We start from the raw sequence: 24,057 nt of genomic DNA, 5'->3' as shown, positions 1-24,057 counted from the left end.
GTCCTGAGCCAGGATCAAACTCTCCAAGAAAGTTGATTAGCTCATTTTGTTACGTTGGCTTAGTTTCTTAATTGAAACTAAAAATTTTGTTTGTTTGCACGATTTTGTTTGTTTAGTTTTCAAAGAACAATTATTAAAGGTAATTTGGAGCGGGTGAAGAGAATCGAACTCTCATCATCAGCTTGGAAGGCTGAGGTTTTACCACTAAACTACACCCGCGTAAAATTTATTCGAATGGTCGGGAAGACAGGATTCGAACCTGCGACCCCTTGGTCCCAAACCAAGTGCTCTACCAAGCTGAGCTACTTCCCGTTAAAGTGCGCCCTGAGAGATTCGAACTCCCGACCTTTTGATTCGTAGTCAAACACTCTATCCAGCTGAGCTAAGGGCGCATGTATTGAAGTCAACTTTTAAAGTATACCAGACTCAGTATTGTTTGTCAACAATTTATTTGGTGCGGCCGAGAGGACTTGAACCTCCACGGGGTTGCCCCCACTAGGCCCTCAACCTAGCGCGTCTGCCATTCCGCCACGACCGCACGATATTTAGCGACAAAAATAATCATAACATACTAACTAAATTAATTCAAGTAAAACATTTGGTGCGGGTGAAGGGAGTCGAACCCCCACGCCTTGCGGCGCCAGATCCTAAGTCTGGTGCGTCTGCCAATTCCGCCACACCCGCATTTAATATTGATTTATAAAAAAATGGCTGGGCTAGCTGGATTTGAACCAACGCATGTCGCAGTCAAAGTGCGATGCCTTACCGCTTGGCTATAGCCCAATATTGATGTTTATAAAGATTAAGAAACAGGAAATGAATCAATGTCACTCCCCGTCCCAGATGACCCCTACGGGACTCGAACCCGTGTTACCTCCGTGAAAGGGAGGTGTCTTAACCGCTTGACCAAGGGGCCAAAAAATTATATGGCGGAGAAGGAGGGATTTGAACCCTCGCGCCGGTCACCCGACCTACACCCTTAGCAGGGGCGCCTCTTCAGCCTCTTGAGTACTTCCCCATATGGCTCCGCAGGTAGGACTCGAACCTACGACCGATCGGTTAACAGCCGATAGCTCTACCACTGAGCTACTGCGGAATAATACTATTAAAAACCTTAAATCAATTAGGCAATCACCTTATCGACTCTTTACATTATAATGACGTTATAATAGAAAGTCAATATAGTTTTTAGATAAAGATTTTTTCCAAATTCTTAAGTCATTCTAAAATTATTTCTTTTATTTTCGTCAACTTTCCCCTACATTTTCCACAAACATATCTGCTTGTATCAATGCTTCTTTTTCGCCTGTATGATAGCTGACATTTCGAGCATTGATATAGAAGGATTCTTTTGGATGTTCGTTTTACTGGTCTATCGGGTAATTGTGCACAAAATCGCGGTGCTCCTACTTTTTTTAATAATTGCTTAAACTCTTGGTCTCTATGCTGATACCCCTTCCCTTCAAGGTGAAGATGATAATGGCATAGCTCATGTTTAATGATCCCTACTAATTCCTTTACACCTAGCTGCTCGTAATATTTTTTATTTATTTCAATATTATGTGTGCCAAGAAGGTATCTGCCGCCTGTTGACCTTAGTCTTGGATTGAAAGACGCTATGTGTCGAAACTGCTTCCCAAATGATTCAACAGATATCTTTTCAACTAATGATTGAAGTTCTTGTTGTTCCATTTTGGGACCCTCACTTTCTTTGCGAACATGACAACCTATTATAGCATATATTGTATATACCTTTAATAATGATGTACTTTTCGGGAGGTTTTATTATGCCAACTTGGTTGCAAAACCAAATGAAAAGAGCTTTCTATGAGAAGGATCGCTATCAGATCAAGATGCTAAACCAGTGCTGGTTCTTTTACAGAAAAAAACACTTCTCTTAAGTTCATGAGGGCAATTTATGCACTTCTCTTCCTATTTTTGTCCTCATGAAAACCTCATGAGGACAACTTACACCATTCCCTTCCTATTTCTGTCCTCACGAACATTTTTGAGACCCTTTCCCTTCACATCTAATAATTATTTCTAAGAGTTAATTGATAGGGACAAAAATATAAAAGAAGACCAACTCGCTTTGCGAAATGGTCTTCTTTTATGGTGATAATATTATTACAGGAACCCGTTACTTCCAACTAGTTCGAAGGCGCCAGCATTGTTAACGCAACCCTGCCTTTTTTCATATCAACGGAATCCACCCATACAGTGACTACATCCCCTACTGACACAATGTCCAATGGATGCTTTACAAATCTATTGCATAGTTTGGAAATATGCACAAGCCCGTCCTGCTTAACGCCGATATCAACAAATGCACCGAAGTCCACAACATTCCGAACCGTACCTTGCAGCTCCATACCTGCTTGTAAATCTTCTAACTTAAGGACATCTTTTTTCAAAAGAGGGCGTGGTAAATCATCGCGCGGATCGCGTTCCGGCCTTACCAACGCATCAATAATATCCTTTAGGGTTAATTCCCCGATAGCAAGTTCTTCTGAAACAGCTTTTAAATCAATCCCATTAAGAGCAGTTATTAACTCATCCGAACCAAGGTCATCAGTTGTAAATCCTAGACTCGCTAATAATTTCTTCACTTCGTCGTAATTTTCCGGATGAATCCCTGTTCGGTCAAGCGGCTGCTTGCCATCTAATACGCGCAAGAACCCTATCGCCTGCTCATAGGTTTTTGCACCAAGACGAGGTACTTTCTTTAATTGAACCCTGCTCGTAAATTTCCCTTCCTCTTCACGCTTTTTGACAATATTATTTGCAGCAGTCTTGTTAAGCCCCGCTACATACTGTAAAAGTGATGGAGAAGCAGTATTCACATTTACACCGACCCGGTTAACGGCTGTTTCGACCACAAAATGCAACGATTCTGACAGACGTTTCTGGGAAACATCATGCTGGTATTGACCAACACCAACCGATTTTGGGTCAATTTTAACCAATTCCGCTAATGGATCCTGCAACCGGCGTGCAATAGAGGCTGCACTTCTTTCTTCTACCTGCAGATTCGGAAACTCTTCTCTGGCTAATTCCGAAGCAGAATAGACACTGGCCCCTGCTTCATTGACAATTAAATAGAAAATCTCTTCATCCATTTCTTTTAAGATATCTGCGACAAACTGTTCTGTTTCCCTTGAGGCTGTGCCATTTCCGATGGCCGCCATTTCAACTTTATACTCGCGGAGGATGTGAATAAACTTTTCACGCGCTTCCTTGGCTTTGTTAACCGGTGGGTGGGGATAGATCACATCTATCTTCAGCACCTTACCTGTTTCATCTACGACTGCTAATTTACAGCCTGTCCTGTAGGCAGGGTCGACACCGATGACGACTTTGCCTTTCAACGGTGGCTGTAAAAGTAAGTTACGAAGGTTTTCAGAGAATATATGTATGGCTTGCTCTTCACCCTTATCCGTTAATTCATTGCGGATTTCCCGCTCAATGGAAGGCTGAATTAATCTTTTGTAGCTATCTTCCATTGCTTCTAACACAATGGGTGCTGATGGTGAGTGCTGGACACGGATCCATTTTCTCGACAAATATGACAGGATTAAATCGGCATTCATTTTAATCGAAACTCTTAAAATGTCCTCTTTTTCACCGCGATTTAAAGCGAGAATTCGATGCGGAACAATTTTATTTACAGGTTCTTCATATTCATAGTACATTTCGTAAACGTTTTTCTCGTCTTTTTCCGCTTCTTTGACCACCGATACAACTGCACCGGATTTAAACGTTTCTTTACGAATCCATTTACGGCTTTCAGCATCATCAGAAACCCATTCCGCAATAATGTCTTTCGCGCCTGCAATCGCATCCTCAACCGTAATGACTTCTTTTTCTTCTGATAAAAATTGTTTTGCTTTTTCTTCCACACTTTCTTTTGTAAAAGTCAGCAGCCACTCTGCTAAAGGTTCCAAGCCTTTTTCTTTTGCAATCGTCGCTTTTGTCCGTCTTTTTTGTTTATATGGCCTGTATAAGTCTTCAACCTCTTGAAGCTTTTCGGCTTTGGTAATCGCCTGGTTAAGTTCATCTGTTAGTTTCCCTTGTTCAGCAATGATTCGAATAACCTCTTCTTTTCTATGCTCAAGGTTTTGGATATACTGCCAGCGTTCTAAAATATTGCGAATCTGTACTTCATCAAGCGCTCCTGTCATTTCTTTCCGATATCGAGCAATAAAAGGAACTGTATTGCCTTCATCTAATAATGAAATAACACTTTTTACTTGTTTATGAGATATTGTCAGTTCAGCTGCAATTTTCTTTAACAATTGATCATCTTTTACGATTGTATCATTCACAAAACAATCCTCCATTCCTTTTCATTCTATTGTATCAGAATCATTAGACCGTTTCATTAAAGTGCCTTCCGCTATTTATTCTAAAAAAAATAGGCGAGCATATGAGCTCGCCTAAGCAGATGTAGAAAATGAGGTCAGGATATGTATGAAAAAACGCTCTTCCTAAAAAGAGCGTGCTTTAAATTAAAATTCGATGAGACCCAGGCTAACCTGCAAGGCTTCATCCACTTTTTCCATCATTTCGTCATCGAGATGGGTGATTTTATCGGTTAACCGCTGCTTATCAATTGTACGAATTTGCTCTAACAGAATGACCGAGTCTCGTTCAAATCCGTAGCGCTTCGCATCAATTTCTACATGAGTAGGAAGCTTGGCTTTTTGAATTTGAGCTGTAATCGCTGCAACAATCACTGTGGGACTAAACCGATTCCCGATGTCGTTTTGGATGACAAGTACAGGTCGGACGCCGCCTTGTTCAGAACCAACAACTGGGGATAGGTCCGCGAAATAAACGTCACCACGTTTGACTATCAAAGGATTATCCTCCGCTTACAAGACGTTCAACTGTGTGTTCTGCCTCATATTCTGCTAAAAATGCTTCTGATGCAATTCTAAGATTTATCTTTGCCATTTCCATGTATCCACGTCTCATCGACTCGCGAATTTGTCTCTTTTTTCGTTCGCGTAAATACATTTTTGTTGCTTGGTAGATAAACTCGCTGCGGTTTACATTTTCTTGTTTAACAAAACCATCTAATTCCGTTAAAAGATGTTGCGGTAACTTCACTAAGATTTCCGTAGTTGCGCCTGACTCAGCCACAAACATACACCTCCACCATCACTACACACCATTTTTATCTAACCAGAATTCCTTCTGACGCATAAATTCAACACACTATATGAGTGGACCCAGAGTCGGTTTCATACAGTGAGTTTCACTTATCTATCTGTACCATATACAATAATAACACTTATCGAACTTATTGCATAGACTATTTATAATACTACTGTATTATAAGCCAATAAAACACTCTTTTATGCACAAATTACCGCAATATCATAAATATGACTAGAAAACTTCATTTAGCCCATTAATCTTCAAGAAGGTAATTTTTTAAATCGACAATTTTCCCACCCTTTTTATAAAGGCGTGGAACTCGATTTGCAATGATACATGGAACTTCATAATTAATTGTGTCAAGCTTTTGGGCGACTTCATTAACGGAAATAAACTGATCCTCGTCCCCGCCGATTAATGTTACGGTGGTCCCAATTGGAACATGATATGGGAGACGAATCATACATTGATCCATACAGATTCGACCGACAATCGGCAACCTCGTTCCCTTAACAAGCACCTCTTGGCCTTGCAGTTTGCGAATCCAGCCGTCTGCATAACCAATCGGAATGGTCCCAATCCACTCTTCTTCACCGGTTTCATACGTTGCCCCATAGCTCACTTTTTCACCCTTTTGCAACTTCTTTACATGGACAAGTCGTGACCTGAGTGAAAATGCTTCCCGGAGCGGAAAAGGAATTTCACTTTCCATTTCAAGTGAAGGTGTCAGGCCATACATTGCAATGCCAATCCGAACGGCATTAAAATAAGCGCTAGGATATCTTAGTGCAGCAGCACTATTGCTTGAGTGGATATACTTCGGTTGTTCTTTTAGCCCATTGGCCATACTGTCAAATAACGCTAATTGCTGACGAAAATAGGTTCCATCCAGTTCATCAGCCGTAGCAAAGTGTGTATAAATCCCTTCCAATATAAATTGGTCATTTTCGGAGATGATTTGTTCGATTGCAGTTAACTCTGGTAAGCTGCGAACACCAATCCTCCCCATCCCTGTATCTACTTTGATATGAAAAGAAATTCGATCTTCTGTCTTTAGATGTTTTATGGCATCTTGCAGCCATTCCTTCTGGAAAACGGTAAGGGTAATATTAAATTTCGCTGCCACTTGAACATCTTCAGGACGTGCAGCACCCAAGACAAGAATAGGAGCAGTAATTCCTTTCTTTCTTAAGGCTATCGCTTCATCCATAAAAGCAACTGCTAAATAGGCTGCACCTGCTTCAAGGGCTGTTTCTGCCACTTGAATATCCCCGTGGCCATATGCATTTGCTTTGACAACTGCGATCATATTCACGTCTTGAGGCAAATGCTTTTTGACGGAGGCAACATTGGCAAGAATACTATCTAAATCTATTTCCGCCCATGTATCTCTATAAAAAAAACCTTGCTCTTCCATGTTTCCACTTCCTAATAGCTTTAATTAAATATCATTCCATTTTATCACAAAAATTATCATACTGCTGTTTACTTTCATTTACAAATAAAAACAGGCCCTGTAAGAGCCTGCTAGTATCAATATTTATTTTACTGCTTCACCTTGGACAGATGCTGCAACTTCAATCATTTCTTTCTTCGATAGGTTTTTCGATGCAATCATATAATCCACACCATTATGCGACCAAGAGAGGGAGTGTTCCGAAACTGCTCCGATCGTCATACCTAAGTCGACAATATCACCTTCAATATAGGTTGGATTCGCAGACGCTGTTTTTGCTGTTACCTTTTCCTGGACAAGCGTGAACGATTTTTTGCCATCATAGGTGAGGACAACCCTCTTGCCATCTTCTAGCGCCACTTCTTTTTCCTCAATCAATTTTGTCCCTTTAAGTTCTGTAGTTGGATACATAACGGTAAAGGCATCATCGCCGCCATCTGCCATAGCAGGCAAATTAAGCTGCGCACGTGTCATGTTTTTCTTCATATCGAAATCATCCTTGTCAAAGCTGGCATTAAATTTCACTTTGGAAAACTCAACAGTTACAAGGGCATTTCGATCCGGATCCATTACTTTTACCACAGCAGGCGATAAATCACTTTTATTCAATTTGATTTCTTGGAATGGCAGCATTGTATTGTTTTGATAGCGGGTCTTCGTTTCGAATACATAATATTCTTTAGTGGTGGAGAATTTTGCACTTTTATCGGCAACAATATCCTTAATCAGCGATTCATACAAGTAGGCCTGGCTGCTGTTTTGCGGCCAATCGCTTTGGAAGCGGAAGCTCTTATTTAGAGCAGGTGTAAGAACAAATACGCCTTCGTTATTCCTTAATATCATCTGACTTTGGTCTTTTTGAGCATTTTTCAAATTCACGCGATAAAAGGTAGGATCTTTATGCCAAATTTCAACCTTATAAATTTGTGAATCAGATCCCATTTTCAACGTCATTTTTGCATTCACCTTATAGCCACTTAAGTCATCTAGTTTTCCCGTTAGCTCTTTTACCACATCACCTTGTGATTTAGAACCGCAGGCCGCTAGTACAAAAATGACCATGAGCCCCGTGATTAGCAGCAATAACTTTTTCCTCATTCCTTCAACCCCTTCTTGTCTCATTTCATATGATTATAGAGAAGAGAAAGGCAGGGGTCAGGCAATGGAGCTTGCTTTCCAAAATGACCATAGCTGACCTTGTCTCTCCTGTTTCCCTATGAATATATGAGACAACCTAAAGGAATATGATAAGGAGTTGCCAAGCTATTTATTTTTATAAAAATTTATATGCTCTAAATTTCTTCAATAATTACATGCGCTACGGCGTAATCTCTACTATGTGAAATAGATAAATGAGCATGCCTCTCTGGCTTTGCAAAAAAGGGTTTTCCGGATCTATCATTTTCTATTTCAATATCTAAAAATGACAGTTCCTCTCCAATACCTGTGCCATTCGCTTTAGAATACGCTTCTTTCGCTGCAAAGCGCCCTGCTAAAAATTCTACTTTTCTGACAGCCGATAAACCTTCAAATTTTAGCCGCTCATTCGGAGTTAACACGCGGTCCACAAACTTCTTTTGTCGATTGAGGATGTCCTCAATCCTTGAAAGTTCAATAATATCGATCCCAATCCCTTTAATCATCGTTCATCTTCCTTCTATTTAATATACAATGAGCATAAGTAATAATGTACGAGGACGGAAATTAGTTTATTAATAGTTAATGTGAAACTCAGGAGGTTTTTATCATGTTTACGAGAACGGAAAGTTTTCGCGATTTTATCCGCCTTTATCCGGTTGTTTCTATTATTATTACCATTCATGTAGGATTATATCTTTTAACGAGTATAACCATCTTTCCTAACTCTTGGTTCTTTGAAAATCTTTCTGGAGTTAATCTTTATATTAAGGAAGGGGAATATTGGCGGCTGATTACACCGACCTTTGTTCATAGTGGTTTTTCGCACATGCTGTTTAATAGCTTTTCACTTGTGTTATTTGGACCGGCACTGGAGCGCATGCTTGGAAGCGGCAGATTTTTATTTGTCTATCTGCTGTCAGGTTTTATTGCAAATGTCGCCACACTGCTGCTCCAGCCGCTCACCTATACCCACGTTGGCTCAAGTGGGGCGATATTTGGTTTGTTTGGTTATTACCTGGCGGTTATTATGTTTCGAAAACATATGCTTTCCAAGCAAAACTCGCAAATAATTCTTACTCTTTGTGTTGTCAGTCTTATTATGACATTCTTACAGCCAAATATTAATATTACCGCCCATCTTTTTGGATTACTTGGTGGTTTTTTAATAGGGGCGATTCCTTATTTTAATAAAAAAGATTTATCTGATTCGATTCGAGGCACCGCGAACTGGGCCAGCAGTAAGAAAAGCAGCATCTCCTATCAATCTCCATTAAAAGTGATCATTTGGGCCTCGATTATTATCATTGCTATTCTCGGATTACTAGCACAATAAGAAAAGCGCAAGCGCCCTGTTCAGCGGCGTATGGCCTGGAGCGCTCCAACTGAGATAAAGGAAACACGAAGAGCCGAAGGTGCATTCGTGCTTGACTTATCGTAGGGCGGAGAGCGAAGGACACTAGCCGCTAGGGCGCTGGGGCTGGACAATTTTCAAAGTCGAAATTTATACTTTCTTATTTTGAAATAACAGGGATTTGCAGTCGAAACTACCTTTCACTGCAAATCCTTTTTTCTTTGCCGCTAGAATACCAATCATAAATTTTCTTTAGATCGCCCTTTTCCATATCAACAACAGTGCCGCCTGCATCACCGACGCCCGATTTCACAAAGGCTTCGAATGTTCCTAATTCTTGTTTCTGCTGAAAATAACTTTCTCTTATTTCCAAGCTTTGAATCTTATTTTTCTTCATTATAACCGTCGTTCGAATCATCATTAACGTCCGGTATCTTAGCGTTAGCTGCTGTTCAGCAAGAGTCCAACCAGCTGCCTTATATTTTAAAACAGCCCCAAGCGTCATCGCACCAAGCAGGATGATGGAAAGAAGGCCCCAAGTCTTCAAAAATAGCAGCGACACAATCACGATCGGAGTAGCAATGTACCAGTGCCTGAATATATAGCGCCACATCGACCGTTTCGGTAGTAGGGTAAAGGTGGTCGGGACAAGGTAATCTGTAATGGCCGGGTCAAGGATTGAAGCAATCTGATCTAGCTTGACGATTGGCAAAAGGGTCACTTTAGAACCTTCTTGATTGGCCGATGACCCGCCAGCACTTTCCGCATATACGGTCGCATAACCGAGGGGTTGTCTGACAATATTTTCACTGATGCGAATCGCTTGGATCCGCTTCAACGGAATTGTTATTTGTCTTCTCTCCAACAGACCCTGAGTAATAACTAAATCATTGTCTTTTTTGATCACAGTAAAATTAGCATACTTTAGCATCGTACCAATGAGCGCGATTACCCATGCCAGGAAAAATCCAATAATCACAAGGATCGTAAGCAGGATTAGACTAGGGGCCGTCCATTTTTCAATACCGCTGGCTAATCTTCGAAAGGGTATCAGGTCATCCACTTGACTTAATAACGCAAGGACAGCTGAGATGACCACCCCAACACCACCTGAGGTTAGGGAAAGAATCAATAATTGTCCGGTGGATATTTTATAAACGGATTGACCCTCAGGTAGATCTTTTCCTTCGATTGGCCAGTTCCCTTTAGCTGCTGCCGTAAATTCCTGGATTACCAGAGCCTCCTCTTTCGATATCCCAGAAAGGACGGCTTCCGCTTCTTCTGCTCCCACTCCGCCAGCCGTTTCAATTTGGAGTTTTACCAACCCGAACAATCGTTGTAAAATACCTTCGGAAAGATCGATACTTTGAATTCGTTCATATGGAATGTATCTTTTCTTCCGAATGAAAATCCCATCTTTAATCCGGAGTTCATCCTGTTCCAAATTATATGTATACCGTAACCACGAGAGGAGACTGGTGATAAAAATAATAATAATTGATATAAAGGATACACCTAAGGCGAATAATAACGGGCGCCCACTATCACGAGTAACCGAAAATGTAAAAGCAGCAATTGGAAAAATAAAGTTTTTTATTCTTTTATCCATATATCCCAAAATGGCTATGGGATGAAGTCGTTTTGGTTTAGACATCATCTTCAGCAACCCTTGCTAGTTTCGATATATTGAACCTTAATTGTTCTGCTTCTGTTTCTTCCAAAGCAGGAATTTGATGGGCTGTGGCCGCTGTATGAACAATCACTGAGGCTAATTTGTACTTCCTTAAGATAGGTCCTTGGACGGTATCTACATGCTGGACGCGAACCATTGGTATTAAGGTACGACTTCGGATAAAGAAACCCTCCTGCAGTTCTATTTCTTCCTCACGAACTTCATACCTCCACCATTTCCATCTGAGTGCAGGAAACAGAAAAATATGTAAAAATGTAAAAATAACTCCTAATATGATGAGGGTAAGCGACATCCAGAAGGGACCATCGAAAATATCTAATAGTAAAACAATAACAGCTGTAATCGACCATTCTATGACAACCTTGATTACCGCAGAGATTCTCCATACCTTTAAGGCCTTTTCCGAAAGTCGATTTTGCGGTTCAACCATTCATCTCTCCCCCTGCTTTACAATCTCAAAATCAGTTTAAGTATACATGGTTGGGGAGTACGGCACTACTACTTATTCGATAATAAAACTGGACTGGTCGATCCACGTAGCTCCTTCACACTCTTGAAAATCCTTTACCAGCTGAAAAAGCGCCGCATCTTTTTGCTTCGCTTCAATCATACAGTGGATCTCTGGAACCGTTCCCTTAACTTGATTTAAAAATCGAAGAAACATTTGCGGGTCAATTGTGTCCGCATGGGCTCTAAAATCCTTTTCGGAGCGCGGACTGGATATATGTATCTTTATTGGCAGAGGAGACTGTGCCCAAGTCGCAACAATCCGCTCCCAATCAGCAGTCCAGTCTTCCTCTTCATGATTAGCAAGATGATGATGATAATCAAACACCATCGGCAGACCCAACTTTTCACAAAGGTATAGTGTCTCCTTTATTGTAAATGTCGTATCATCATTTTCGAGCATAATCATTTTTTGGATTGCAGGGGAAACATAGGCCCAATTATGAATAAAGTATTCCAGGGCTTTCTCCTTATCGTTATACCCTCCACCGACATGAAGTACACAACGGTGTTCCGTATCTATTTCCATTCCTTTTAGGAGTCTTTCATGCATTGCAAGCGTCTTTAAGGAATTAATCAAAATATCCTTATTCGGTGAATTAAGCACCACAAAATGATCTGGATGGAAGTCAATCCTAGAAGGGTGCCCTTTTATATAATTGGCTAGTTTTTTGAGTGGTTCTTTCAATGGTTTGATGTAGTCCCAGTCCAGTAATTCCTCATGATTAGCCAGGGGAATGACCCGCGAACTTAGCCTGAAAAAATGAATTTGGTTACCCTCATTGTGCTTTAATAACCGCAAGCAATTTTCTAAGTTCGATATAGCGATTCTCTCTAATTTCCGAATCGCTGCGTCCCGGTCTTTTATTTTTTCAAATTGAGCAAATGTCATCGTTTGTGAGGGGGAAGCATTCTGAAGCTCTACACTCATTGCTACATATCCAAGTTTTACAATCGTCATAAAATCACCCCAACTAGAATGCGTTATGTTTACTGTTCCCCTTTTGGTCAAATAAAAAAAGCATGAACGATATCGTCCATGCTCTTGTATTTTAGTGGTTAAAAGTTCTTGGCTTTGAAGTTGACTTACCGCCACCGCCAGTTCTTTTTTCACCACTGCGTGGCTTTGTTGGTGCTTTTTTTCTGTTACGGTCCCCGCCGTATGAACCTGAACCTCTAGAATCATCTCTTCTTCTACGGTCACGATCTTGGGGTTTTCTTTCCCGTCTTTGTGGAAGCTGTTCTTCTGTCAGCTTAACCGGTGTTGTATCCGGTTCTTTTGTTAACATTTTCAACACAGCTGCGACAACAGTTGCTGCATCATTTTCTTCCAACAATTCTTGAGCTGCTGCTTTATAATAATGTAAGTTGTTTGATTCAATCGTTGCTACGATTTTTTCTACAACTGCTTTTTGTTGACCTTCTAATGCTTCATCAAGCGTAGGAGCTTTCATTTTTTCCATCTTGCTTTTAGTCGTTCTTTCCACGACAGCAAGATATGATTTTTCACGTGGTGTAATAAATGTTAAAGCCACACCCTTTTTACCCGCACGACCTGTACGTCCAATACGGTGAACGTAGCTCTCAGGATCTTGAGGAATATCAAAATTGTATACGTGAGTTACTCCGGAGATATCAAGTCCCCTTGCTGCTACGTCCGTTGCAACAAGCACATCAATTGTTCCTTCTTTAAATTTACGAAGAACTGACATACGCTTTGCCTGAGTTAAATCACCGTGAATACCTTCTGCGGTATAACCCCTTAAAGTTAATGCTTCCGATAATTCATCGACACGGCGCTTCGTACGACCAAAAACAATCGCAAGTTCAGGGGATTGAATATCAAGAAGTCTTGTTAATACATCAAACTTATTTCTTTCAACTACTTCAAGGTAATACTGTTCAATTGAAGGAACGGTCATTTCTTTCGTTTTGACACGAATAATTTGCGGATCCTTCATGAACTTTTCTGCCATTCTTTGAATCGGTCCTGGCATAGTTGCAGAGAAAAGCAATGTTTGACGTTCAGCTGGTGTCGAAGCAAGAATCGTTTCAATGTCTTCAATGAAGCCCATGTTTAACATTTCATCTGCTTCATCAAGAATCACTGTGTTTACCGTTTCGAGGCGCATCGTTTTTCTGTTGATATGATCTAATACACGGCCTGGAGTACCAACAATGATATGTGGTGCTTTCTTTAATGAGCGAATCTGACGGCTGATATCCTGCCCGCCATATATTGGCAATACGCGAACTCTTTTGCCTGAACCAAGTTTATATAGTTCTTCTGATACTTGAATCGCAAGTTCACGAGTTGGCGCAATAATGATACCTTGGATTGCATCCGCACTAATATCGACTTTTTCAATCAATGGAATCCCAAATGCAGCTGTTTTACCAGTTCCTGTTTGAGCTTGCCCGATCAAATCAATACCTTTTAGCCCCAATGGAATAGTTTCTGACTGAATTGGTGTTGCCTCCTCAAAACCCATTTTGAGGACGGATTGTAACGTGGCCTGACTTAGACCTAATTCTTCAAACTTTGTCAATGTTTTCATTCTCCTTCATCTATGTGAAAATATTTTTTAAGTGCTGAATATTTTCGCCTGATACTCAGAAAAGCGGAAGCGCCTGCTCTTAGAGGCGAAAAGCGCTTGAGGGCCCAAGTGAAGTCCTATTTTGAATTAATAAAAATGCTATAGGTTATCTTTCATCTTTGATCAAGTAGGTTTAAAGTTCATCACGGATAAAATAAATTTTAATTTTATCACATGATGGCAGTGGATTTTTATACTTCATCTTAGGCAGGACCGAAACGGCTCGGTTCCCTTGGCGCTTGAGCGGACACGCATCAAAATGCCGTAAATAGGTAACATCTTTATTTTACCAAAAAAAAACATGCTCCCTCAAGGAGTATGCCCTTTAATAATCGTTCTTTAGACACGTTGATGAATATCATACCACTGTTGCTAGTATTTTGCAATAAAGACAAGTTTGTTACAGGTTCAAACCGATCCTATTACTTCATCAAATTGTCCAATACTCGATAAGAAGGGCAACTTCTCCACACAAGGGGGGTCTCAGTTATTTTTCTTTTATCAAGCTTAAATCATTCATTAATTCGTCAGTTTTAATTTCTTTTATTTTTTTTGCAAAGCCGTTACGATTTCCTCTAATTTCATACCTCTTGATGCTTTAACAAGGATTAAAGTATTTTTATTTACATGCCGCTTTAATTCTTGAATAAGTGGTGTTTTTTCTGTAAAAGCAAACACTCTTTCTTCTCCCAAAACAGTTCGGGCTGAGTTTGCAATATGCCCCCCTAAGTTTCCATAGGTAAACAGAAGATCGACTTTATCACGGTTTAAAGCAGTTCCAATTTGCTGATGATACTGTTCTTGCTGTGGACCAAGCTCTAACATGTCCCCTAAGACAAGGATTTTTCGATCATACCCTTTAAGATTGGAAACTAATTCGATCGCCGCCATCATGGAAGTGGGACTTGCATTATAAGCATCGTTAATTATTTTTTCGCCTTGGTCCCCTTCTACTAACTCCATACGCATATTCGTTAACTTAATACCAGCTAACCCCTCATTCATTTTTTCGAAAGGGATTGAAAAATAGTTAGCGATCAACATCGAGGCAAGTGCATTTAAAATATTATGCGTTCCTAATACAGGAAGTTCGAAAGTAGTCTTTGAAGTGTTGATGTTGAAACGATTCCCATTCTCTAACTGAGTAATATCAGTTGGATATAGATCATTCGTTTCATTTCTGCCGAATGTTTTAACCTGTACATTGCCTTTATGTTGTTGAATTCGTTCCATCAGCAGTGGTTCATCGCCATGGAGGACAGCAAGTCCCCCTTCTTTTAACCCTTGGAGGATTTCAAGTTTCGCTTCCGCGATTCCCTCCCTTGAACCGAGGTCGAGAAGATGTGATTCACCAATATTGGTAATCACTACAGCATCCGGGCAGGCAAGCTTCGTTAGGAATTCAATTTCACCCCTGCCGCTCATTCCCATTTCAAGGACGGCAATTTCAGTGTCTTCGTGTAATCCTAAAACCGTTAATGGAAGACCAATATGATTATTATAATTTCCTTCTGTCTTTTGAACCTTATAATTTGTGGCAAGAATGCCGGCAGTCATATCCTTTGTCGTCGTTTTCCCATTACTTCCAGTGATACCGACCACTTTTACGTCTAATTGCTGCCGGTAGTTTCTTGCTAATTCCTGTAAGGCCACGAGGCAATTATCGACAATCAAAATAGGTAAATGGGTGGGCGGGTTCGGGACATCCTTTTGCCAAAGGGCCGCAGCTGCACCTTTACTGATGGATTCTTCGACATATTTATGTCCGTCTGAAACCTCTCCTTTAAAAGGAATAAACAGGTTACCATTTTCAATCTTACGGGAATCAATGGAAACACCCTTGATTCTCGTTTCAGCAAACGTACTCATATCATTTTGAGCAGAAAACATTTCAGCAATCTGTTTTAACGATCGTTTTATCATTGATATCCTCCTTTTTCTAAAATAATCTTGGGACTCCGCTAATCGGATATTCCGCTTTATTAAATAAAAACTGACACGGCAGCTACAGCCGTGTCTCCGTTTTTTAGAAAGTAAACTTTATCTGTTGTTTCTCTGCATGTCTTTCTTTCGCAAGACTTACAAGCCGCTCAATCAATTGTGGATACTCCAAGCCTGTGTGCTTCCACAAGAGCGGGAACATACTAAATGGAGTGAAGCCAGGCATCGTATTTACCTCATTAATTAGCGCTCTTCCATCTTTTGTTAAGAAGAAATCGGCACGGACCAAACCAGAACAATCTAAAGATTTAAAAGCTTGGATTGCCATTTGTTTAATTTGTTGTGATTCTTCGTCTGTTATGTCAGCAGGGATGATCAGCGCTGTATCCCCGCTCTCATATTTCGCTTTATAATCATAGAAATCCTTTTTCGGAACAATTTCACCGGCAACCGAACATTCAGGCTCATCATTCCCAAGAACCGCCACCTCGATTTCACGAGCAACGACGCCTTCTTCAATGATGACTTTGCGGTCAAATTGAAAAGCTTCGGCAAAAGCAGTTTCTAATTCCGCACGATTTGTACATTTGCTGATTCCGACACTGGAACCAAGGTTTGCGGGCTTTACAAAGCAAGGATAGCCAAGTTCTGTTTCGACCTTGCTATAAGCCTCTGCTTTTGCTTTCTCCCATTCACTTTTAATAAAGGCAACATAGTTTACTTGAGCAAGCCCTGCCTGTTCAAATACATTTTTCATCATAACCTTATCCATTCCTGCTGCTGAAGCTAGCACTCCATTGCCGACGTATGGCAGGTTTAATAGTTCTAATAAACCTTGTACGGTTCCATCTTCCCCGTTTGGTCCGTGCAGCAACGGAAAGATGACATCAAGTGTTTCCTGCTTCTCAGCTTGGAAAAGTGCGGGCGCGAGTGATAAAGGCGATAATTGATTTCCCTCTGCAAATTCAAGCGCCTTCACGTTTTCAACCGGCTCACTTAACTGCGGTCCTTTAATCCATTTTCCTTCTGTATTTATGTAAATAGGATGAATTTCAAATTTTTCAAGGTCTAACGCTCGAATGACAGCCAGTGCTGTCTGCAGAGACACCTGGTGTTCGGCTGATTTTCCTCCATATAATAAACCTAATTTTGTTTTCATACGAAAACCTCCATTTTCTCATTCACGGTTATATTTTAACACTTATTTTAAAAAGAAAGGAAATGTAGTCCACCAATTTTTTATATGTTTTTTCCTACTAAATATTTTATGATGGCCATAGCTTGCTTAAAAACTAGCGCTGGTTAAATTGTCAATTTTCTCATTCTCGTTTATCCTAATATTTCATGTATAATTAGTTTAAAACGCTAATCTGGAGGCACATAATGACGGGTTCACTTTTATCCATATTATTATTAGGCTTTTTGCTGGGAATTAAGCATGCCATCGAGCCTGATCATGTTATTGCAGTTTCAACCATCGCAAGCGAATCAAAAAATTTAAAGCGCTCAATCTTTGCCGGTGTCTACTGGGGTATCGGGCACACGGCTACTCTTTTCATTGTCGGAATGTTTTTGATTGTAGCCAAAAACACAATCACAGATACGGTCGCCCTGAGTCTTGAGTTTATTGTAGGAATTATGCTAGTTAGTCTCGGCTTAAATAGTATTGTAACGTTTATGAAACATCGCCATCATCACCCACACACCGACGGTAGCCAGACCATTGAAAAAAAAGTCCGTACCCATTATAAATCCTTTTTCATCGGGCTCATTCACGGGCTTGCCGGCAGTGCAGCAATGGTTCTACTTACAATGAGTACCGTTTCGACCGCGTGGCAAGGTGCTTTATACATACTTATTTTCGGTTGCGGCACCGTTGTTGGTATGCTCAGCTTTTCAACTGTTATTGGTATCCCCTTTGTTTTGACATCCGGTAAACAGTTGAATAGGTATTTGAATCATCTCTCGGGCATTATCAGCATATTATTCGGAATTTATTATATGTATAACTTAGGCGTGAACGAAGGATTATTTAACCTATGGTTTTCATAAGAAAAGCGAAAGCACCATAAAAAACAGTCCCACCCATATGGAGTGGGACTTTTTTATCAAGCCAAATGATTTAGATGACATTTAATTTCCATTCTTTTGTCTTCTTGTCAAAAATAATTTTCGCGTGATATGGTTTAGATGATATTTGATCATATTCCTCCACCATGTCATCCATATTGGCGAAATCACCAATTACCCAGATGGGAATTTCAATTTTGCCCCGCTGGTGATCTGCAGCCCGTAATGAAATGCAAATTCCTTCTTTAATGAAGGGTGTTAATGAAAGCAGGATTTCTTTATTCACCTGAGGATACGATCTTTTCTTACGGAATCCTAGGATCGATTTTTCAATCTTAAGATCTCCTAATTTTATGGCCACTACTTCGCTAAGCACATGAAAAAAATCTTTGAAGCTGCGGTAATAAGTTTTGTTATACCAGCCATCATCTTGTGCTAAATAAACAAAACGGTTCCCTAATTTATTATAAAAAGGCATTTTCAAATGATGCTTTTGATGACCTAAGTACAATAATTCAGCGATTTCCTGTCCCGTCAGTTCATTCAACACATCTTCCTCAATAAAATCAATCCAGCAAAAGTTTTCATAACTATAAACATTGTCCGCCGCTAACTTTTTAATTCTTTCTTCAGGGCAATATTCGAGTTGTGTATGCATATTAAAATCAGCATCATCAAAGCGGTGCTTTAGTAAAAGTAAGTGATTTAATGAACCTGAAAAAGCAGCAGCGAATTCAGCAAATTCGATACCGGAAGACATTACATACTGGTCTGTTTGGTTCAAATGGACATAGATGAGATCCTGTATGTCTTGATGATGCTTCTTCAAAGCAAAACTCCTCCGATCAACACATGAAATGATTTAGTCAATACTTCCTTATTTTATCAAATAATAGTCCAAATAGCTTATTTCAATTCTTTTACAAATAATAAGTTTGATTAACACATACTAGAATTATGCCTATTGATTATTATTTGTTAACTTTCCTTTTTCATCTATATTTCTTTATCAAATTAGAATCTATGCATTAGCAAGATAAGGAGTTGGTCTATCACCTATGATTAAAGATATGACTCAAGATGAATTAAGTCTTTATATTATTAAAACCTTAAAAGAAAATAAAAAAACTGAATTCGAAAAAATACTCGAAGAACTCCAGCCCTATGATATAGCAAAGATATATGAAGATCTACCTGAAAAACATAAAGGACGATTTCTCCTGTTTTTAAAATTTGATATTCTAGCTGACCTAATGGAAGAGCTTGATAAAGAAGACCAGCTCGACTTATTAAATATTTTAGGAATTGAAAAATCAAGTAAGGTCCTTGATTTAATGGATAATGATGATTTGGCGTTATTGCTGCATGAATTATCACCGGAGAAAAAGGATTCCCTCCTATCTGGGATGAAAGCAGAGGAGTCTAATGCCGTCCAGGATATCATGAAATATCCTCCGGAAACAGCAGGAAGAATCATGACCAACCGATTTGTTTGGATCCGAAGCTATTTTACGGTTCGAGAAGCAGTTGATAAGTTTAAAGTATTCGCAGAATTTGCCGAATCTATTAACTATTTATATGTGATTGATGAAGACCGAAAACTTGTCGGCGTAGTTTCCTATCGTGATTTACTATTAGCAGAGCCAGACGAAAAGATACGGACGATTATGTATGAAAGGATTATTTCCGTTACGGTGGCAACAGACCAAGAGGTTGTGGCGCAAATCGTGGAGCGGTATGATTTCCTAGCCATCCCGGTTGTGGATGAGAATAATGTCCTCGTTGGGATTGTCACGGTCGATGACATTATCGACATCGTCATTCAGGAAGCAAATGAAGATATCGAAAAATTGTCCGCTACTGGGAAATCAATCGACTTTGAAACCAAAACATTAGTTGCGGCTGCAAGAAGACTCCCTTGGCTCATCCTGCTATTGTTCATCGGTGTCATCTCTGGGAGAATTATCAGCAGTTTTGAAGATACCCTCAAGCAGGTTGTGGCACTTGCCTTTTTTATGCCGATGATTGCAGGAATGACGGGAAACACTGGAACCCAATCCCTTGCGGTCGTAGTAAGAGGGCTGATCTCTTACGATATTGATAAGGGCGTAATTACTCGCTTAATCGCAAGGGAACTTGGTGTTGGGATTACGATCGGGATCACCTGCTCTGTCCTTATCGCGGTCATCGCATATATATGGCAGGGAAGTCTCATTTTAGGTGCCGTTGTCGGTTGCTCGCTATTTTTCACGTTAATCATTGGGACACTTGCCGGGACGATTATTCCACTTATTCTTTTTCGTTTGAAAATTGACCCTGCCGTTGCCTCAGGACCACTGATCACCACCTTGAATGACATTTTTTCATTGCTTACCTACTTTGGCATTGCAACCATGTTTTTAAAATATTTAATGTAGGAAAAAATGAAACCTTTCTTGAAGTGAATCGTTATGTAATGTAGACGTTTCAAAATTTTCATAAATTAAGCGTGTCTCAATGATAAACACCATATTTATATCATTATGAGACAAACTGTTATAGAATTATTAAGTTAGACTGATTATTTTTTTATAAGTGAAGGTGGATTATGACAGACTTTATTAATAATATTTTGGAGTTTTTATCACAATTAGGATATTTCGGCATTGCCATAGGATTAATGATAGAGATTATTCCAAGTGAAATCGTCTTGGGTTATGGCGGGTATATGATTTCGCAGGGGCATCTCAATTTTATCGGGGCAGTGATTGCCGGGACGATCGGCGGAACGCTCGCCCAGTTATTTTTATATTGGGCGGGTTATTACGGGGGCAGACCTTTCTTAGAAAAATACGGAAAATATGTCCTTATTAAAAAGAACCATATTGACATTGCTGAGCAATGGTTTGAAAAATATGGCGCAGGAGTGATTTTTTCGGCAAGATTCATTCCAGTTGTCAGACACGCGATTTCCATTCCGGCGGGCATTGCCAAAATGTCAGCAACTAAATTTACCCTTTACACTGTGGCAGCCATTATCCCATGGACCATCCTGTTTCTATACCTGGGTAAAGTCCTAGGCAGTAACTGGTCTCATATTAAAGAATACGCACAACCCTATGTGATGCCAGCCATCATCGGAGCCATTGTTCTAGGGGCGATCTACTTTTTAGTCAAAAAAACAAAGAAAACCACCGATTAATCCCGGTGGTTTTGCCTTGCTGAAAATTTCCTTTGTGCCCATGCATCAAGCCTTTTCACATGGTTTCTCCCAAGCGTAAATCCATATAAAATGAGTAAAACAATGATTAACGTGAAGAGGTCGACTTTCTTGGTTGCTATAAAGTTTACGATCCCCATTAACACCTGTGGAATAACCCCCGTTAGCGCAAATAAAACCGTCGCTATCTTAAACCAGAAGCTTGATTTCAAACCATACCTGGCATATAACATAAAGAATGTCGATGACCACGCTAATACTTCAAGACTGACTAATATGGTCCATTTATTTTCGACCAAAAAATCCATATCCCACCCCACCTATTACTTTTTAAAATGAAATGGCAGTGTGGACACAATAACCCTCTTTTTAAAAATAAGATAGGTACGAATTAATAAACTTGATTGATTGTGCAGGATATTATGCCAACTCTTTTTGGTAATAAACTGCGGAATCAAAACCGTTACACGATAATTATTTTCCTCTGCCTTATGTTCTACAGTATCAATAAATTTCGATAAGGGAATAAGCACACTTCGATAATGTGACTGTAAGGTAACAAGCCTAACATCCGGCTGCCATTGCTGCCATTTTTCTTCAAAACGCTTTTCATCCTCACGGTCAAACGACACATAAACAGCAAAGATTTGATCAGTTAGTGATTTCGCATAATTAATTGAGTTTTCAACCACTTTCGTAATCCCTGCAACAGGTACAATAATGACATTTCCCTCAATTGGCTGCGCTGGATGGTCGGGATGAATCCTCAATTGTTCACCCACCGCTTCATAATGATAATTAATTCGTTTGAAGGCAAAAACGATTATTGGTAAGAAGATCACCACAAACCATACTTGACTAAATTTCGTCAGGAAGAAAATGATTAACACGGCTAAGGTGATGAGAGCGCCAATTAAATTGGCACTAAGTTTAGAAACCCATCCGGCTGGTTTTTCACGTAACCATTTAATAATCATTCCCGTTTGAGATAAGGTGAACGGAATAAATACACCAACCGCATAAAGAGGGATTAAGTGCTCTGTTTGCCCTTTAGAGAAGATAATAAGCAAGATGGAGGCTACTCCTAAGGATACAATCCCGTTCGAATACCCGAGCCTGTCCCCCCTAATCGTAAACATTCTTGGCATATACTTATCCTTGGCAAGTGCATACGCTAATAAAGGAAAAGCAGAATATCCGGTATTAGCTGCCAGAACTAAAATGAGGGCGGTCGTTCCTTGGACAAAAAAGTAAAGATAATTACGCCCGAAGGTTTCTTTGGCAATTTGCGAGACGACCGTTTCGTCATGCTTTGGCGATATACCGTAATAATAAGCTAGGAAAGTAATACCCGTAAATAACAGCGCAAGAAGCGTCCCCATTAATATTAATGTTTTGGCCGCATTCTTTGGTGCCGGATCTTTAAAACTGGGGATTGCATTCGATATGGCTTCTACCCCAGTTAATGCCGAGCATCCCGACGCAAAGGCGCGTAACAGCAAAAAAAGCGTAATCCCTTGAACAGGCGCCCCAATTGGTGCATGCTGGACAGTCAGTGATACATGGCCAGTCATGATTTTAAATAGACCTACACCAATTAAAATGAACAGGGCAACAACAAACAAATAGACCGGATAAGCTAAGATTGACGCTGATTCTGTTAAACCGCGAAGATTGAGAATTGTAATCAGAACTACCAGAACACACGCAATCCCTACGGTATGCGTATGTAAGGCTGGAAAAGCTGATGTTATCGCATCCGTACCAGCAGAAACACTTACTGCCACTGTTAATATGTAATCGACTAAAAGGGATCCCCCGGCAATTAATCCTGCTTTCTCACCGATGTTCTCTTTCGAAACAATATAAGCCCCACCGCCATGAGGGTAGGAATAGATAATTTGTCGATAGGAAAGGATGAGTGCCGCTAATAGAAATAATACTCCAACTGCAATCGGAACCGAATACCAATAGGCAATGATGCTTACGGTTGCTAACACAATTAGAATTTGTTCAGTTCCGTAAGCTACAGATGATAAGGCATCGGAAGAGAGAATCGCTAAAGCCTTCAAAATGTTTAATTTTTGTTCGCCTAGTGCCGTTGATTTTAACGGCCGGCCGATTAAGAATCTCTTAAAAGAAGAGAGCACCTGATTCACCCACCACATTAGAAGTAGAATTACCGATTGATTTTAACACAAGACACTAGTTAATATGAAGTGTTTTCTTTTGACGAAGTACCAAATTTTTCATGTAATGTCGATTAAAATTAATATTACTACTTAGTCTTATCCTAAATAGCACGATTATGAAGAAAATTATTAGTAGAGGGCATATAATATTTATTATTACCACCTATTTGCAAACAAAAAAACATGGAGACATTATTAGTCTCCATGCTTTTACAGTAGCTTTTTTCAAAAAACTATTTTACCGCTCCATTAATGACACGTTTCATTGCCTGTATTTGGCCTAAATGAATACTCTCATGGAAAATCGCAAAAGTTGTTAGTTCACCAAACGTTTCCTGACCAAGGAATGGTGTTTTTAGCCTTTGGTTAAAACTCTCCGCTGGAATTTCTTTAATCCTTGACACTTGTTCTTGCAGCTGCACAACTAATTCCTGTACCGAAGGAACATCTCCCTGCCAAGCAGCAGGACTAGTCCTCGAGGCAAATAGCTCCATATAGTTTGCTGGCAGTTGGGTTGATTTTTTCGGGAAGCCAAACATAAATTGCTCGGCAACAGTTAAGACATGGCCAACATGCCAGTGGATAGTATTGTTAAACCCTTCCGGCTGAACATCAGCAATCCCCTCTTCTAGTGCATCAACACTTTTAACAAACCTATCCCTTGCTAACTCATAATGCTTAAATAATAATTCACTCATTTTGTTTTCCCTCCCATTCGATTACATAGCTATAGTTTAATTGATTTTTG

Annotated in this window: 22 protein-coding genes and 9 tRNA genes; 5 read left to right on the top strand and 26 right to left on the bottom strand. The window is 40.0% G+C overall.

What is annotated here, in order from left to right; genetic code table 11:
* Positions 1-145: 145 nt before the first annotated feature.
* From J7E66_RS28310 to J7E66_RS28265, 10 genes are all read right to left on the bottom strand, one after another.
* Positions 146-219, bottom strand: a tRNA-Gly gene (locus J7E66_RS28310).
* 16 nt (positions 220-235) lie between these two features.
* Positions 236-312, bottom strand: a tRNA-Pro gene (locus J7E66_RS28305).
* A 6-nt stretch (positions 313-318) separates the two neighbouring features.
* Positions 319-392, bottom strand: a tRNA-Arg gene (locus tag J7E66_RS28300).
* Positions 393-452: 60 nt separating this feature from the next.
* Positions 453-538: transfer RNA gene (locus J7E66_RS28295), tRNA-Leu, on the bottom strand.
* Positions 539-599: 61 nt separating this feature from the next.
* Positions 600-684 (bottom strand) — tRNA-Leu (locus tag J7E66_RS28290).
* 24 nt (positions 685-708) lie between these two features.
* Positions 709-783: transfer RNA gene (locus J7E66_RS28285), tRNA-Gln, on the bottom strand.
* Between the two features lie 61 nt (positions 784-844).
* Positions 845-916: transfer RNA gene (locus J7E66_RS28280), tRNA-Glu, on the bottom strand.
* An 11-nt stretch (positions 917-927) separates the two neighbouring features.
* Positions 928-1,018, bottom strand: a tRNA-Ser gene (locus J7E66_RS28275).
* Between the two features lie 3 nt (positions 1,019-1,021).
* Positions 1,022-1,096 (bottom strand) — tRNA-Asn (locus J7E66_RS28270).
* A gap of 122 nt (positions 1,097-1,218) precedes the next feature.
* Complete coding sequence (locus tag J7E66_RS28265) at positions 1,219-1,692, bottom strand: SprT family protein (protein ID WP_215006455.1); 474 nt, start codon at positions 1,690-1,692, stop codon at positions 1,219-1,221.
* A 95-nt stretch (positions 1,693-1,787) separates the two neighbouring features.
* On the opposite strand from J7E66_RS28265, the gene cmpA reads away from it, so the two are divergent.
* Entirely contained in the window at positions 1,788-1,901 is a 114-nt protein-coding gene (cmpA, locus tag J7E66_RS28260; RefSeq protein WP_088085061.1) for a cortex morphogenetic protein CmpA, read from the top strand.
* A 249-nt stretch (positions 1,902-2,150) separates the two neighbouring features.
* Here the strand turns inward: cmpA and J7E66_RS28255 are convergent, their stop codons facing one another.
* From J7E66_RS28255 to acpS, 6 genes are all read right to left on the bottom strand, one after another.
* A complete protein-coding gene (locus tag J7E66_RS28255; RefSeq protein WP_308162617.1) occupies positions 2,151-4,325 on the bottom strand; it encodes a Tex family protein in 2,175 nt (724 codons plus the stop codon).
* Positions 4,326-4,508: 183 nt separating this feature from the next.
* Positions 4,509-4,859 (bottom strand): type II toxin-antitoxin system endoribonuclease NdoA, encoded by a 351-nt coding sequence (gene ndoA, locus J7E66_RS28250; RefSeq protein WP_007083556.1) that lies wholly within the window; start codon positions 4,857-4,859, stop codon positions 4,509-4,511.
* 4 nt (positions 4,860-4,863) lie between these two features.
* On the bottom strand, positions 4,864-5,145 hold the full coding sequence (locus J7E66_RS28245; RefSeq protein WP_066097189.1) for a CopG family ribbon-helix-helix protein: 282 nt from the start codon (positions 5,143-5,145) through the stop codon (positions 4,864-4,866).
* A gap of 271 nt (positions 5,146-5,416) precedes the next feature.
* The gene (gene alr / locus J7E66_RS28240) at positions 5,417-6,580 is read right to left on the bottom strand and encodes an alanine racemase (protein ID WP_215006448.1); all 1,164 of its coding nucleotides are present in this window, start codon (positions 6,578-6,580) and stop codon (positions 5,417-5,419) included.
* Positions 6,581-6,703: 123 nt separating this feature from the next.
* On the bottom strand, positions 6,704-7,717 hold the full coding sequence (locus J7E66_RS28235) for a LolA family protein (RefSeq protein WP_215006445.1): 1,014 nt from the start codon (positions 7,715-7,717) through the stop codon (positions 6,704-6,706).
* Between the two features lie 194 nt (positions 7,718-7,911).
* Positions 7,912-8,262 (bottom strand): holo-ACP synthase, encoded by a 351-nt coding sequence (acpS, locus tag J7E66_RS28230; protein ID WP_215006442.1) that lies wholly within the window; start codon positions 8,260-8,262, stop codon positions 7,912-7,914.
* Between the two features lie 104 nt (positions 8,263-8,366).
* On the opposite strand from acpS, the gene J7E66_RS28225 reads away from it, so the two are divergent.
* Positions 8,367-9,092, top strand: a complete 726-nt coding sequence (locus J7E66_RS28225) for a rhomboid family intramembrane serine protease (RefSeq protein ID WP_215006439.1) — start codon at positions 8,367-8,369, stop codon at positions 9,090-9,092.
* Positions 9,093-9,303: 211 nt separating this feature from the next.
* On the opposite strand, the gene J7E66_RS28220 is transcribed toward J7E66_RS28225, so the two are convergent.
* The 6 genes from J7E66_RS28220 to J7E66_RS28195 form a co-directional block, all read right to left on the bottom strand.
* Positions 9,304-10,767 carry a PH domain-containing protein gene (locus tag J7E66_RS28220; RefSeq protein WP_251033181.1) on the bottom strand — a complete coding sequence of 488 codons (1,464 nt, stop codon included), beginning with the start codon at positions 10,765-10,767 and terminating at the stop codon, positions 9,304-9,306.
* Entirely contained in the window at positions 10,757-11,233 is a 477-nt protein-coding gene (locus J7E66_RS28215; RefSeq protein ID WP_215006436.1) for a PH domain-containing protein, read from the bottom strand. The genes J7E66_RS28220 and J7E66_RS28215 overlap by 11 nt, the downstream gene beginning before the upstream one ends.
* A 72-nt stretch (positions 11,234-11,305) precedes the next feature.
* Positions 11,306-12,271 carry a UV DNA damage repair endonuclease UvsE gene (gene uvsE, locus J7E66_RS28210; RefSeq protein ID WP_215006433.1) on the bottom strand — a complete coding sequence of 322 codons (966 nt, stop codon included), beginning with the start codon at positions 12,269-12,271 and terminating at the stop codon, positions 11,306-11,308.
* A gap of 91 nt (positions 12,272-12,362) precedes the next feature.
* Positions 12,363-13,859, bottom strand: coding sequence for a degradosome RNA helicase CshA (cshA, locus tag J7E66_RS28205; RefSeq protein ID WP_215006430.1), 1,497 nt, complete (start codon positions 13,857-13,859; stop codon positions 12,363-12,365).
* Positions 13,860-14,450: 591 nt separating this feature from the next.
* Complete coding sequence (locus tag J7E66_RS28200; protein WP_215006427.1) at positions 14,451-15,830, bottom strand: UDP-N-acetylmuramoyl-tripeptide--D-alanyl-D-alanine ligase; 1,380 nt, start codon at positions 15,828-15,830, stop codon at positions 14,451-14,453.
* Positions 15,831-15,933: 103 nt separating this feature from the next.
* Positions 15,934-17,007, bottom strand: a complete 1,074-nt coding sequence (locus tag J7E66_RS28195) for a D-alanine--D-alanine ligase (protein WP_215006424.1) — start codon at positions 17,005-17,007, stop codon at positions 15,934-15,936.
* 224 nt (positions 17,008-17,231) lie between these two features.
* On the opposite strand from J7E66_RS28195, the gene J7E66_RS28190 reads away from it, so the two are divergent.
* On the top strand, positions 17,232-17,900 hold the full coding sequence (locus J7E66_RS28190; protein WP_215006420.1) for a sulfite exporter TauE/SafE family protein: 669 nt from the start codon (positions 17,232-17,234) through the stop codon (positions 17,898-17,900).
* Between the two features lie 70 nt (positions 17,901-17,970).
* Here the strand turns inward: J7E66_RS28190 and J7E66_RS28185 are convergent, their stop codons facing one another.
* Positions 17,971-18,747, bottom strand: a complete 777-nt coding sequence (locus tag J7E66_RS28185) for a hypothetical protein (protein WP_215006418.1) — start codon at positions 18,745-18,747, stop codon at positions 17,971-17,973.
* 229 nt (positions 18,748-18,976) lie between these two features.
* On the opposite strand from J7E66_RS28185, the gene mgtE reads away from it, so the two are divergent.
* Complete coding sequence (gene mgtE / locus J7E66_RS28180) at positions 18,977-20,335, top strand: magnesium transporter (RefSeq protein WP_215006415.1); 1,359 nt, start codon at positions 18,977-18,979, stop codon at positions 20,333-20,335.
* 170 nt (positions 20,336-20,505) lie between these two features.
* Positions 20,506-21,099 carry an undecaprenyl phosphate transporter UptA gene (gene uptA / locus J7E66_RS28175; protein ID WP_251033179.1) on the top strand — a complete coding sequence of 198 codons (594 nt, stop codon included), beginning with the start codon at positions 20,506-20,508 and terminating at the stop codon, positions 21,097-21,099.
* Here the strand turns inward: uptA and J7E66_RS28170 are convergent.
* The 3 genes from J7E66_RS28170 to J7E66_RS28160 all read right to left on the bottom strand — a co-directional run bounded on the left by J7E66_RS28170 (position 21,096) and on the right by J7E66_RS28160 (position 24,007).
* Positions 21,096-21,425, bottom strand: a complete 330-nt coding sequence (locus J7E66_RS28170; RefSeq protein ID WP_215006412.1) for a hypothetical protein — start codon at positions 21,423-21,425, stop codon at positions 21,096-21,098. The genes uptA and J7E66_RS28170 overlap by 4 nt on opposite strands.
* A 15-nt stretch (positions 21,426-21,440) precedes the next feature.
* Positions 21,441-23,267 (bottom strand): APC family permease, encoded by a 1,827-nt coding sequence (locus J7E66_RS28165; RefSeq protein WP_215006458.1) that lies wholly within the window; start codon positions 23,265-23,267, stop codon positions 21,441-21,443.
* Positions 23,268-23,542: 275 nt separating this feature from the next.
* Positions 23,543-24,007, bottom strand: coding sequence for a DinB family protein (locus tag J7E66_RS28160; protein WP_215006409.1), 465 nt, complete (start codon positions 24,005-24,007; stop codon positions 23,543-23,545).
* Positions 24,008-24,057: the final 50 nt, after the last annotated feature.

The sequence above is a fragment of the Bacillus sp. ISL-7 genome (assembly GCF_018613065.1).
Note: the sequence above shows the minus strand (reverse complement) of the source record. Positions and strands in the feature narration are given on the sequence as shown.